Annotated in this window: 13 protein-coding genes; 8 read left to right on the top strand and 5 right to left on the bottom strand. The window is 29.5% G+C overall.

Translation table 11 applies throughout. The features are described from left to right. Nucleotides 1–10 precede the first annotated feature (10 nt). Together ABNT14_RS08675 and pyrE are read right to left on the bottom strand one after the other, a co-directional pair. Nucleotides 11–400: an orotate phosphoribosyltransferase gene (locus ABNT14_RS08675; RefSeq protein WP_101902856.1), complete on the bottom strand. Its 390-nt coding sequence runs from the start codon at nucleotides 398–400 to the stop codon at nucleotides 11–13. 18 nt (nucleotides 401–418) lie between these two features. After that, nucleotides 419–1069, bottom strand: coding sequence for an orotate phosphoribosyltransferase (pyrE, locus tag ABNT14_RS08670; RefSeq protein WP_101902855.1), 651 nt, complete (start codon nucleotides 1067–1069; stop codon nucleotides 419–421). Nucleotides 1070–1456: 387 nt separating this feature from the next. On the opposite strand from pyrE, the gene dnaK reads away from it, so the two are divergent. The 3 genes from dnaK to ABNT14_RS08655 all read left to right on the top strand — a co-directional run bounded on the left by dnaK (nucleotide 1457) and on the right by ABNT14_RS08655 (nucleotide 4392). Further along, complete coding sequence (gene dnaK / locus ABNT14_RS08665; protein WP_101902854.1) at nucleotides 1457–3343, top strand: molecular chaperone DnaK; 1887 nt, start codon at nucleotides 1457–1459, stop codon at nucleotides 3341–3343. Nucleotides 3344–3463: 120 nt separating this feature from the next. After that, nucleotides 3464–3781: a hypothetical protein gene (locus ABNT14_RS08660; protein ID WP_101902853.1), complete on the top strand. Its 318-nt coding sequence runs from the start codon at nucleotides 3464–3466 to the stop codon at nucleotides 3779–3781. Nucleotides 3782–3855: 74 nt separating this feature from the next. Continuing rightward, on the top strand, nucleotides 3856–4392 hold the full coding sequence (locus ABNT14_RS08655; RefSeq protein WP_101902852.1) for a hypothetical protein: 537 nt from the start codon (nucleotides 3856–3858) through the stop codon (nucleotides 4390–4392). A gap of 2 nt (nucleotides 4393–4394) precedes the next feature. On the opposite strand, the gene ABNT14_RS08650 is transcribed toward ABNT14_RS08655, so the two are convergent. Next, entirely contained in the window at nucleotides 4395–4844 is a 450-nt protein-coding gene (locus ABNT14_RS08650; protein WP_101902851.1) for a hypothetical protein, read from the bottom strand. 196 nt (nucleotides 4845–5040) lie between these two features. Here ABNT14_RS08650 and ABNT14_RS08645 point away from each other — a divergent pair, with 196 nt between their 5' ends. Both ABNT14_RS08645 and ABNT14_RS08640 read left to right on the top strand, forming a co-directional pair. Next, entirely contained in the window at nucleotides 5041–5349 is a 309-nt protein-coding gene (locus ABNT14_RS08645) for a hypothetical protein (protein WP_101902850.1), read from the top strand. 1 nt (nucleotide 5350) lies between these two features. Continuing rightward, nucleotides 5351–5716, top strand: a complete 366-nt coding sequence (locus ABNT14_RS08640; RefSeq protein WP_101902849.1) for a hypothetical protein — start codon at nucleotides 5351–5353, stop codon at nucleotides 5714–5716. Here the strand turns inward: ABNT14_RS08640 and ABNT14_RS08635 are convergent. Beyond that, nucleotides 5713–6435: an AAA family ATPase gene (locus tag ABNT14_RS08635; protein WP_101902848.1), complete on the bottom strand. Its 723-nt coding sequence runs from the start codon at nucleotides 6433–6435 to the stop codon at nucleotides 5713–5715. The two genes, ABNT14_RS08640 and ABNT14_RS08635, sit on opposite strands and share 4 nt — an antisense overlap. Nucleotides 6436–6709: 274 nt before the next feature. On the opposite strand from ABNT14_RS08635, the gene ABNT14_RS08630 reads away from it, so the two are divergent. The 3 genes from ABNT14_RS08630 (at nucleotide 6710) to ABNT14_RS08620 (ending at nucleotide 11125) form a co-directional block, all read left to right on the top strand. Further along, complete coding sequence (locus ABNT14_RS08630) at nucleotides 6710–7537, top strand: 3'-5' exonuclease (RefSeq protein ID WP_101902847.1); 828 nt, start codon at nucleotides 6710–6712, stop codon at nucleotides 7535–7537. A 62-nt stretch (nucleotides 7538–7599) separates the two neighbouring features. After that, entirely contained in the window at nucleotides 7600–8085 is a 486-nt protein-coding gene (locus ABNT14_RS08625) for an ABC transporter ATPase (RefSeq protein WP_101902846.1), read from the top strand. 103 nt (nucleotides 8086–8188) lie between these two features. Then, nucleotides 8189–11125 carry a glycoside hydrolase family 3 N-terminal domain-containing protein gene (locus tag ABNT14_RS08620; RefSeq protein WP_101902845.1) on the top strand — a complete coding sequence of 979 codons (2937 nt, stop codon included), beginning with the start codon at nucleotides 8189–8191 and terminating at the stop codon, nucleotides 11123–11125. Nucleotides 11126–11160: 35 nt separating this feature from the next. Here ABNT14_RS08620 and ABNT14_RS08615 read toward each other — a convergent pair whose 3' ends face one another. Next, nucleotides 11161–11802 (bottom strand): DUF4159 domain-containing protein, encoded by a 642-nt coding sequence (locus ABNT14_RS08615; protein WP_101902844.1) that lies wholly within the window; start codon nucleotides 11800–11802, stop codon nucleotides 11161–11163. Nucleotides 11803–11923 lie beyond the last annotated feature (121 nt).

Genomic DNA, 11923 nt, shown 5'->3' with positions numbered 1-11923 from the left:
TAATTTTAGTTTATAATTTTGAAATATTTTCAGTTAAGGTATCAATAAATTTGGTTAATGGTTTTTTCACCATCATTGCCATCATTGGGTTAAATTCACCATTAAAATTTAAAATAACCTCACTTTCTTTTTCTGAAACTTCGCAAATATCTGATGATAAAGTAAATGGTAATTTACTACTTGCTGCACCTAAAGTAATGTTTGAAAATTCAGTTTTTTCTTTGATAACTAATCTTATTTCTGGCATGCCTTTTAAACCGAAAATAAAACTATCGCCATCTACTTCAAATTTTTGAGTGTTTTCTGGCATTAATTGTTCAAAATTTTCTAATTTCATTAAAAAATCAAAAATTTCTTTGGTTGATTTTTGTACAATTACTTTTTTTCCTGCAATATTCATTGTTGATTATTTTTGGTCTTATTTTTCGTTTTGTTTCCACTCGCTAGGTGCAATTCTCCATTGTTCTAATGTACTTAATTCTTGATTAGTAATATACTTACTGTCAAGAGCTTGCTCAAGTAAATGTTCGTAATTACTTAGCGTGGTAAGTTCAATATTATCTTTTTTGAAATTATCGGAAGCAATTTGAAATCCGTAAGAAAAAATAGCAATCATTCCTTTTACAGTTGCTTTAGCTTCTTTTAAAGCTTTTACGGCATTTAAACTACTTGTTCCTGTACTGATTAAATCTTCAATAACCACTACATTTTGCCCGCTTTCTAAATGACCTTCTATTTGGTTTTTACGTCCGTGTTTTTTAGCTTCGGGGCGTACATATATAAAAGGAACACCTAATTCTTGTGCTACTAACATTCCAATTGCAATTGCTCCAGTGGCAACACCTGCAATAACATCTGGTTTACCGTGTTTTGCGATGACTAATTTTGCAATTTCTTCTTTTAAGAAGTTTCTAACAGGTACATAAGATAAGGTAACTCTGTTGTCACAATAAATTGGAGATTTCCAGCCAGAAGCCCAAGTAAATGGTTCTTTAGGGCTTAGTTTAATTGCTTTAATTTGTAGCAGATGCGCTGCTGTTTTTTTTGCTGTGTCTTTGTTGAAGTCCATAACGCAAATGTATAAAGTTTTTGTTAATGATAAACCAATAATTAGTACAATTTCGGTTAAAACGATGCTGATTTTATTGGTTTTGTTTGCAAAAATACAATTATTAAAGAAACTTAGTAGGCTCGCTTAGTACTCTTATAAAATAGAGTGCACAAATTTTTAGCCCCGATTGAAGCAATTGTTTGAGCTCCTTTTTTTGATTTTTTTCAAAAAAAGAGCGAGTGCGGAAAGCGGGAAATAGCTCCAAAAAGAAAAAAATAGTGTCATTCTGTCATTTTTAATAAGAAACAAGTTTATTTTTCTGCCAAAACATAAGTAATCAACTGTTGGCACACACTTTGACTATTACAACTTGTAAAATTGAATTAAAATTTAAGATATAGTATTATGAGTAAAATTATAGGAATTGATTTAGGAACCACAAATTCATGTGTTTCTGTAATGGAAGGTAACGAACCAGTTGTTATCCCTAATTCAGAAGGAAAAAGAACTACGCCATCTATCGTAGCATTTATTGAAGGTGGAGAGCGTAAAGTTGGTGACCCTGCAAAAAGACAAGCAGTAACTAACCCTACAAAAACAGTTTATTCTATTAAACGTTTTATGGGGAATAAATTTTCTGATTCTTCAAAAGAAGCAGCAAGAGTACCTTATAGCGTTGTAAAAGGAGATAACGATACTCCACGTGTAGATATTGATGGTCGTTTATATACGCCACAAGAAATTTCTGCAATGGTATTACAGAAAATGAAGAAAACTGCAGAAGACTATTTAGGTTCTGATGTTTCTGAAGCTGTAATTACTGTACCTGCTTACTTTAACGATGCACAACGTCAGGCTACAAAAGAAGCTGGTGAAATTGCTGGTTTAAAAGTTAGAAGAATTATTAACGAACCAACTGCAGCTGCTTTAGCATATGGTTTAGATAAAGCAAGTGAAGATAAAAAAATCGTTGTTTTTGATTTTGGTGGTGGAACACATGATGTTTCTATCTTAGAATTAGGAGACGGTGTATTCGAAGTATTAGCTACTGATGGTGATACTCACTTAGGTGGAGATGATGTTGATGAAAAAATTATTAACTGGTTAGCAGAAGAATTTCAAGCTGAAGAAGCAATGGACTTACGTAAAGACCCAATGTCTTTACAACGTTTAAAAGAAGCTGCTGAAAAAGCTAAGATTGAATTATCTAGTACTACTTCTTCTGAAATTAACTTACCTTATATTACTGCTACTGCTTCAGGACCTAAGCACTTAGTTAGAACTTTAACAAGAGCTAAATTTGAGGCTTTAATTGATGATTTAGTAAAAAGAACTATTAAGCCTTGTCAAACAGCTTTAAAAAATGCTGATTTATCTATTGATGAAATTGATGAAGTAATTTTAGTAGGTGGTTCTACTCGTATTCCTGCTATTCAGGAAGCTGTTCAAAATTTCTTTAAAAAATCACCAAGTAAAGGAGTGAACCCTGATGAAGTTGTTTCTTTAGGAGCTGCTATTCAAGGGGGAGTTTTATCTGGAGATGTAAAAGACGTATTATTATTAGATGTTACGCCTTTATCTTTAGGAATTGAAACAATGGGGAACGTATTTACAAAGTTAATTGACGCAAATACTACTATTCCTACTAAAAAATCTCAAGTATTTTCTACGGCTGTAGATAATCAACCATCTGTAGATATTCACGTGTTACAAGGTGAAAGAGCAATGGCTGCTGATAACAATACTATTGGACGTTTCCAATTAACTGATATTCCTCCAGCTCAAAGAGGTGTTCCTCAAATTGAAGTAACTTTCGATATTGATGCTAACGGAATTATCAAAGTATCTGCATCTGATAAAGCTACAGGTAAAACTCAAGATATTAAAATTGAGGCTTCTTCAGGATTATCAGAAGAAGAAATTGAAAAAATGAAAGCAGATGCTGAAGCAAATGCTGATGCTGATGCGAAAGCAAAAGAAACTGCTGAAAAAATCAACGAAGCTGATTCTATGATTTTTCAAACTGAAAAGCAATTAAAAGAATTTGGTGAAAAATTATCTGCAGATAAAAAAGCGCCAATCGAAGCTGGTTTAGTTGAATTAAAAGCTGCTCACGAAGCTGGAGATATTTCTAGAATTGAAGGTGCTTTAACTATCGTTAATGACGCATGGAAAGCAGCATCTGAAGAGATGTATGCTGATAAAGGTGCAGGAGCTCAGCAAGCAGCACAGCCTAAAGCTGATGACCAAGCTGATAACGTAGAAGATGTAGAATTCGAAGAAGTTAAGTAATTTTTAACCTCTAACATATTTAAAAACCCATTACAAGAAATTGTAATGGGTTTTTTCATTTTTAGTTGTTTCATAAAACGGAATCTAAAGTATATTTGAATAAATTTAAAATTAATAAAAATGAAAATAGTTTTAGTAATTATTTCAGTAGTAAGTTTAATGAGTTTTACAACAATTGAAAACGCAACTGAAAATTTAAGAATTGAAAAAGAAGAAATTACGCTAGGAAGTAGCATTTCATTAGTAAATGATACAAAAGATAAGGTTTCTATTTATACAGGTACTGGATTTGTAAGTTTAAATAAAGGTTCTAAAACAAGTATTTCTTGTAAAGTTGGTAAAGAAGTACGTTGGGCAAATAAAGGAAGAAAAGGAAAAGTTATTTTTAAAATAGAAAGTAAGCATTGTGGTAAAACATTAAAGCTTTCTAAGTTATAGATTGATGTTTAATTTGATAAAAAGCCAAAACTAATTTGTAGTTTTGGCTTTTTTATTGTCAATTAATTTTAAGCATGAAATTTCATAAATTTAATTTTTTTAAACATACTTATTGCGAATTTGAATCAAAAGAAATTACTTTTTTTGATGATAAAACGCCACATTATAAAAGTAAATCAGGCAGTTTGTACTTTTATGCCGATAACGGCGTGTATCGATACTCAAATCATTGGGGAAGAGTAGCAAATTGTCGCTGGAAAATTCAAGGAATTGAAGTGTATAAAAGTCAAGATTATTATGTAGGTTTTGCTAATTGGAATGATTTTTATCCGTTAAATAATTCCGATAAAGTATTTTATTTAAAAGTAGATTATACAACTAAGCAAGTTAAAATTCAGCGTTTAAAAAACGAAGATAAAAGTAATTACTTTTTAATGACATCAGAATTTGCACATCAGCGTTTAAAACAGATTCAAACTTTATTTAAAGAATATAAATGGGCAACTTATTTTGAGCAAGATATTGATATTTTAAGAGAGATAATTATTAATAAATTGATAACAAGTGCTAAAGCAATTCAAGAATTAAAAAGGGAGTTAAAAGAGCTTTAAAATTATTTTTTTATATAAACCTTGTTAACGCCTAAATTAAAACCTAATCGAAAATCATTATCTGTCCCAAGTCTATGAATGGCAACTTTTCCTAAAGGAATTTTACCAAATTCACTATAAGTAATAGGCTGATTGTTTAAATATAATTCGCCTTTAAATAATTTTTTAGTGGTATAAATATTCTTACTTTTAATATTGCTATTACTATATTGATAGGCATTTATAGATAAAATATTATTGCTATTTGTGTAGCTACAATAAATGCCATGAATGTCCCAAAAAAGATAGTGATTTGTTGTTTGTAGTTCTCTTTCAGGCTTACCTAAAATAGTAACTAGAGTGTTGTAACTTGTAGGAAAAGTAATCGGTATTTCATTGATGGTAATAAAATCAATATTGCATTTAATTATTATTTTTTCAGCTTTTTTCTTTTTAAAAAAGTTAAATTTCATAGGCTATTTATAGTTAAGCAAATATTTTTTAAGAAGTAAATGGCGAATTTAAAGAATAAAATTTAACTTTTAAGTAAGTTTGTATAGCTTCTAATCAAAGAAAATAAAAAGAAGTAATAGTCTAGTGTTTTTTTAAGAATGATAAAGTTGTTTTTACTTTATATAGGAAGTATTTTAACCATGTAAATAATAAAAAATGAGTGTTACAAGAAATATTAAATGTCCAAAATGCGGGTTATTTAATACCGATAAAGAGTATTGTGAAAACTGTAATACCTTAATTTCTGATAAAAAAAAGCGTGCCTTAAAAAAAGAAGCTCTAAAAAAAATACAGTTAACAGAAGCGAAGCAAAAAATAGCAAATCCGAATTTGGCAGAACGTTTAAAAAAGCATCCTTTCTTTTTATACAAAATACTAGGTTGGGTTTTATATTCTGCTTTTTTATTAGTGAGTATTATAGGTGCAGGGCTAGCTTGGTTTATAGCAATGCTTGCAGCTGGTTAATATGAGAAAAATTAGCTATATCTATGCTGTCTTTTCACTTTTTTTAGGAACAGCAATTTATGTTGCTCAAAAAATGAGCTTTAAACTTCCTCGAATTGTTCAATTTTATATGAATGATTTTTTAATTATGCCAATCGTATTAACCATTAGTTTATTCATTTTAAGATGGAGTAAAAACAATGAAAACTATCAAATTCCGCTTTGGATTATTTTGTATATATGTGGTTTTTACGCCTTTTTGTACGAATATTTGTTGCCTAAATTTTATTTAAGATATACAGCAGATAGCATTGATGTTCTTTTATATTTTATAAGTGGTTTTATATTTTTTATCCTTCAGAAAATACCCGATAAAAAGTGGTTTTAATGAAGAGCCTTATTTTTTTGTTTTTCAAATTGAATAATATTGCTTTTAACTTGCTGATAAACAGTGTCTTTTACCTCGGCGTATGATATATTATAGCTTCGTTTTATTGCGTTGATATTTGTAGGAAATTGAGCTAAAATAGCATCGTAATACGCATCAATTTTTTTCTTTTTAGGTAATTTGTATTTTAATTTTAACTGAAAACGTCTTAATAAAGCACTGTCAATAATAGCAATATGATTTGTTGCGGCAATAAGCATGGCAGTATCGGATAAATTATCCATTTGCTGAATTAAAGTGTTTACTAAGCGTTTCATTTCACCAGAATCTTTAGCGTCATAATCTCTCATTTTACCGATAAAATCAAATTCATCGATAAATAAAATGGCATCTTCATAAGAGGCTTCCTTAAATATTTCAGAAATATTTTTACCTGTTTCTCCTAATTTAGATGATACAAAACCACCTAAATTAAGGGTAATTACTTTTTTGTTTAATGCCTTACCAATCGCATTTGCCGTAGCTGTTTTTCCGCAGCCTGTATGCCCGTGTAAAATTATTTTATTATCAACAGGAATATTATATTTATCAAGCGCTTCCATATAACTAAACTCCTCAATTAATTGATGTATGCTATTTTTTACCTTTTTACTTAAATGAAGTTCATCGAGCGATAAGACTTCTTTTTTAGTTTTTAAAGTTGTTTTATGGTAGGTCATTTTTACTTTTTTGTAAAGGTAAATATTAATTTATCAAAATCAAATTAACTTTAAAAAATGGGGTTTTATCCATCGAAAAAAACACCTAAAAAATTAATTGAATTATTGATTATAAAAATTAATGATTCTTTGTGAAAAAATGAATACTAAAAGCATAATTTTTGTATTTTTATCATGTAATTAAGTTCTTTGAAAGAAATCCAATTTCTATAATTTTTCATACAAATTACCTATAAAATAGCTTACTTAAATAACGAATAATTGCCCAAAACAAATGGAATTAAACTTAACAAAACCAATTATATTTTTTGATTTAGAAACCACAGGAATCAATATTGCAAAAGATAGAGTGGTAGAAATAGCTATCTTAAAAGTGTATCCAAACGGAAACAAAGAAAGCAAAACATGGTTGGTAAACCCTGAAATGCCAATACCTTTAGCATCATCAGAAATTCATGGAATTACTGATGAAAAAGTGGCAAAAGAACCTACTTTTAAAGAGTTATCAGTAAGTATTAACCAAATGATTGAAGGCTGTGATTTAGCAGGTTTTAATTCAAATAGGTTTGATATTCCTGTTTTAGCCGAAGAATTAATGCGTGCTGGCATTGATTTTGATATGACTGACCGTAAGGCGGTAGATGTTCAAGTAATTTTTCATAAAAAAGAACAACGTACTTTAAGCGCTGGTTATCAATTTTACTGTGGTAAAGAATTAGTTGGTGCACATGGAGCAGAGGCTGATACCAATGCTACTTACGAAATTTTATTAGCACAGTTAGATAAATATGAAGATATTCAGAATACTGTAGATGCGTTAAGTGAATATTCAACACACGGTAAACGTGCCGATTTTGCTGGTTTTATTCTGATAAATGAAGAAAATCAAGAGATTTTTTCTTTCGGAAAATATAAAGGGCGAACTGTTGAAGAAGTATTTAAAGAAAACCCAGGTTACAATTCATGGATTCAAAATGCTGATTTTCCGTTGTACACCAAAAAAGTATTGCGAGAAATTAAAGCACGTATGGTAGTGCCAAAAAAGCAATTAAGCGACACTGAAAAATTACAAGCACTACAACAAAAATTTAATTTAAGATAATTTTAATAATTATACCATTTTTAAAATAAAAATTTTATAATAGGTATCAAAATCAATAAAAAATGTTTACAGAATATAATAATTTACCAAGTAACTCAAGAGTTTGGGTTTATCAAGCTGATAGAGAATTTAATATAGAAGAGGTTGAGTATATTTGTGCAAAAGCAATCCTTTTTATTGATAGCTGGACTCGTCATGGTGCTGATTTAAAGGGTTCATTTACTATAAAATACAATCAGTTTTTTGTGTTAGGTGTCGATGAAAACGTAAACAGTGTATCTGGTTGTTCTATTGATTCTTCTGTTCGTTTTATTAAAGAATTAGAAAAAGAATTAAGAATTGATTTAATGGATAAGATGAATGTTTCTTTTAAAGATGATGATGATATTAATATAGTTAAATTATCAAAATTTAAGGAATTAGCTAAAGATAAAAAAATTACATCAGAAACTGTAGTTTTTAACAATATGGTAAATACAAAAGAAGATTTTGAAACAAATTGGGAAGTAACGGCTAATAAAAGCTGGCACAAACAATTTTTAGTATAATTTAGATATTTTAATTCCTCAATTCATTTTTTAAATGATTTGAAATTGACTTTAATTATTGTGTAAATAATAATTAAAGTCAATAAAAGTACGCAGAAAGATTATGAAAAAGATATTGATATTACTAACAATTGCACTTACACAAACATTAACAGCTCAACAATCAATACAAGCTCCAACAGATCCTTTATTGGCTAAAAATATTGAACATCAAAAAATATGGGTAGATAGTATTTTAAAAAATATGTCTATTGATCAAAAAATAGGACAGTTATTTATGATACAAGCCTATTCGAATAAAGGTAAAAAGCATCAAGATTTTATAAATAACATGATTCGTAAATATCATGTAGGGAATTTAATTTTTATGCAAGGAACTCCCGAAAAACAAGTTCACTTAAATAATGAATATCAAGCAATATCAAAAGTACCATTGCTAATCGGTTTTGATGGTGAATGGGGCTTAGATATGCGTTTAAAAAATACCTATCGCTTTCCTTGGAACATGACTTTAGGCGCTATTAATAATGATGAATTGTTAACAGCAACAGGTAAAAGAATAGGGAAGCACTGTAAAAGAGTTGGAATTCATATTAATTTTGCCCCCGTAGTTGATATCAATACAAACCCAAAAAATCCGATTATTGGAAATCGTTCTTTTGGTGAAAATAAACAAAATGTTACTAGAAAAGCAATCGCTTTTACAAAAGGAATGCAAAGTGTTGGTGTATTGGCAAATGCCAAACATTTTCCTGGGCATGGCGATACCGCTACCGATTCGCATTTAACATTGCCAACGGTTAATTTTGATGAATTTCGTTTAGATTCAGTAGAGTTATATCCGTATAAAAAAATGTTTCGACAAGGACTGGCAAGTGTTATGACGGCACATTTAAGTATTCCTGCATTAGAGCCGAACGAAAAATTACCAACCTCATTATCAAAAAAAGTGGTGACTACTTTACTGCAAGAAGAACTAGGTTTTAAAGGTTTGGTAATTACCGATGGTTTAAACATGAAAGGAGCTGCCAATTATGCAACAGCAGCTGACATTAATATAGCTGCAATTTTAGCAGGTAATGATATGTTGCTAATTCCTCAAGATGTTCCTGGTACGATACGATTAATAAAAGACGCTTTAGTAGCAGGAGATTTAACACAACAACGCTTAAATTTTTCGGTTAAAAAAATATTAAAAGCCAAATATTTAGTAGGCTTACATAAATACAAATCTGTTGAAACAGAAAATATTTCTTCAGATATAAATTCGCCTTACGATGAAGTTTTACACAGAAAATTGATAAAAAATGCCATTACTGTAGTAAAAAATAACGAGGCTATTTTACCTATTAAAAATTTAAAAGATAAAAAAATAGCTTATGTATCTTTAGGCGATGCTAAAGGAGATTCATTTGTATCAATGTTAAAAAATTATACAAACGTTGAGGTGGTTTCTGCAAAAAATATAACTGTTTTATTACAGAAATTACAAAAATATAACTTAGTTGTTGTTGGTTTTCATAAATCGAATAAAAACCCTTGGAAAGGCTATCATTTTTCAAACAAAAATATGGTTTGGTTACAGGAAATAGCAAAAAATAAAAAAGTTATTTTAGATGTATTTACCAGTCCTTATAGTTTGCTAAAAATACCTTCTTTTGAAAATATAGAAGGCGTTGTAGTTTCGTATCAAAATAGTGTTTTATCACAAGAATTATCGGCACAAGCATTGTTTGGAGCTTTTAATTTGAAAGGGAAATTACCTGTATCTATTAATGAAAATATTAAAGAAGGTACGGGTCTTTTTGTAAAAGGAATTAATGTTTTACAATACACAATTCCTGAAGAAGCAGGTATTTCATCAGAAAAATTATCAATAATAGATAAAAGAATAGATACTATTTTAATGAAAAGGATGGCGCCAGGTGGTCAAATATTTGTAGCTAAAAATGGAAAAGTAATTTATAATAAAAGCTTCGGACATCATACTTCTTTAAAAAGAATGCCCGTAAAAAGCTCAGATATTTACGATGTAGCATCTTTAACAAAAATACTAGCTTCTTTACCAATGATAATGAAGGCTGAAGAGGAACAAAAAATAAGTTTATACTCTAATTTAGGCGATGTTTTACCTCGGTATAAAAACTCGAATAAAGACACTGTTTTACTAAAAGAAATACTGTCGCATTATGGTCGTTTACGCTCTTGGATTCCGTTTTATTTACAAACCAAGGATAGCGAAACAGGTAAAAATTCAGCAAAGTATTACCGAAAAAAAAGAACAGTAGATTTTAATATTAAAGTAGCTAAAAACCTGTATTTAAAAAATACTTATAAAGATTCAATATATAAGTATATTGTAGACGCAAAACAACGAAAAAAACCAGGATATAAATATAGTGATTTAGGCTATTATATGTTTAAAGAAATTTTAGAATTAAAATACAAGCAACCTTTAAATAAATTGGTAGAAGAATCTTTTTACAGTCCATTAGGAGCTAATAGAACAACTTATTTGCCTCTTGAAAAGTTTAAAAAATCGGATATTGTACCAACAGAACGTGATAATTATTATCGAAATCAATTAGTGCATGGTTATGTACATGATATGGGGGCTGCTATGATTGGCGGGGTAGGAGGTCACGCAGGTTTGTTTTCAAATGCTAATGATATTGGTAAAATAATGCAACTTTTTTTACAAGGAGGAAATTATGGCGGTATCCAATATTTAGCTCCAGAAACTATTGATAAGTTTAATAAACGTCATTATGAAAACAGAAAAGTACGTAGAGGCTTAGGTTTTGATAAGCCGCAATTAAACCCCCGAGTAAAGGCTACTTGTGGTTGTGTTTCTGATAAAAGTTTTGGGCATAGCGGTTTTACGGGAACGTATACTTGGGTTGATCCGGCAACAGATATTGTCTATGTTTTTTTATCAAACAGGGTATATCCTACTATGAGAAATAGAAAGTTAATTAAAAGTAATATCCGAACGAAAATTCAAAAAGATATTCAAGATGCTATTTTAATGGCAGAGTAATTTTTTTATAAAAGGGCTATTTTTGATGCTTAAAATTAATGCTTAAAAGTATATTCTATAATATTTGCACCCATTTTTAAGGCTTTTATTCTTGTTTTTTCAGGGTTGTTATGAATTTGATAATCTTCCCATCCATCACTTAAATCACTTTGATAATCATAAAAAGCAACCAATCTACCTTTGTAAAATAACCCAAATCCTTGGGCAGGTTTTTTATCGTGTTCATGAATTTTAGGCAGTCCTTTATCAAAAGAAAATGTTTGGTGATAAATAGGGTGTTGGTTAGGTATTTCTTGAAAATTAAGTGTAGGAAACACTTTTTTCATCTCTCTTCGGATGTATTTATCTAAACCATAATTGTCAGATATATGTAAGAATCCACCAGCGGTTAAGTAGTTTCTTAGTACAATTGTTTCTTCTTCAGAAAAAAAAATATTACCATGCCCTGTTATAAAAACAATAGGGTAATTATTAATAGTATCATCATCAAGCGTTGTTGTTTGAGTTTTTAAATCAATAGCAGTATGAATATTTTTATTACAAAAGTTAATTAAATTAGGTAAAGCTGTCGGGTTTGCATACCAGTCACCACCACCTTTATATTTTAAAACTGCAAGTTGTTGTGCGCTACTAAAAGAGTAGTTTATCAATAGTATGAAGAATAATATGTTTTTCATCTAATAAATCTTTATACAAAAGTAAACAAAGAATTAGGCAATAAAAAACACCAATATAGCGATTGGTGTTTTTAATAGGATACTCTTCTTTTTCATTATTAATAAACTTAATAATTTCGTA

The sequence above is a fragment of the Tenacibaculum dicentrarchi genome, from assembly GCF_964036635.1.
GTDB lineage: Bacteria > Bacteroidota > Bacteroidia > Flavobacteriales > Flavobacteriaceae > Polaribacter > Polaribacter dicentrarchi.
The sequence above is the reverse complement of the archived record's forward strand: the minus strand, read 5'-3'. Positions and strand labels throughout refer to the sequence as shown.

What these genes read in the sequence shown, in the direction of transcription:
- ABNT14_RS08675 (WP_101902856.1), bottom strand. Translation starts at nt 400, where the DNA reads ATGAATATTGCAGGAAAAAAAGTAATTGTACAAAAATCAACCAAAGAA.
- pyrE (WP_101902855.1), bottom strand. Translation starts at nt 1,069, where the DNA reads ATGGACTTCAACAAAGACACAGCAAAAAAAACAGCAGCGCATCTGCTA.
- dnaK (WP_101902854.1), top strand. Translation starts at nt 1,457, where the DNA reads ATGAGTAAAATTATAGGAATTGATTTAGGAACCACAAATTCATGTGTT.
- ABNT14_RS08660 (WP_101902853.1), top strand. Translation starts at nt 3,464, where the DNA reads ATGAAAATAGTTTTAGTAATTATTTCAGTAGTAAGTTTAATGAGTTTT.
- ABNT14_RS08655 (WP_101902852.1), top strand. Translation starts at nt 3,856, where the DNA reads ATGAAATTTCATAAATTTAATTTTTTTAAACATACTTATTGCGAATTT.
- ABNT14_RS08650 (WP_101902851.1), bottom strand. Translation starts at nt 4,844, where the DNA reads ATGAAATTTAACTTTTTTAAAAAGAAAAAAGCTGAAAAAATAATAATT.
- ABNT14_RS08645 (WP_101902850.1), top strand. Translation starts at nt 5,041, where the DNA reads ATGAGTGTTACAAGAAATATTAAATGTCCAAAATGCGGGTTATTTAAT.
- ABNT14_RS08640 (WP_101902849.1), top strand. Translation starts at nt 5,351, where the DNA reads ATGAGAAAAATTAGCTATATCTATGCTGTCTTTTCACTTTTTTTAGGA.
- ABNT14_RS08635 (WP_101902848.1), bottom strand. Translation starts at nt 6,435, where the DNA reads ATGACCTACCATAAAACAACTTTAAAAACTAAAAAAGAAGTCTTATCG.
- ABNT14_RS08630 (WP_101902847.1), top strand. Translation starts at nt 6,710, where the DNA reads ATGGAATTAAACTTAACAAAACCAATTATATTTTTTGATTTAGAAACC.
- ABNT14_RS08625 (WP_101902846.1), top strand. Translation starts at nt 7,600, where the DNA reads ATGTTTACAGAATATAATAATTTACCAAGTAACTCAAGAGTTTGGGTT.
- ABNT14_RS08620 (WP_101902845.1), top strand. Translation starts at nt 8,189, where the DNA reads ATGAAAAAGATATTGATATTACTAACAATTGCACTTACACAAACATTA.
- ABNT14_RS08615 (WP_101902844.1), bottom strand. Translation starts at nt 11,802, where the DNA reads ATGAAAAACATATTATTCTTCATACTATTGATAAACTACTCTTTTAGT.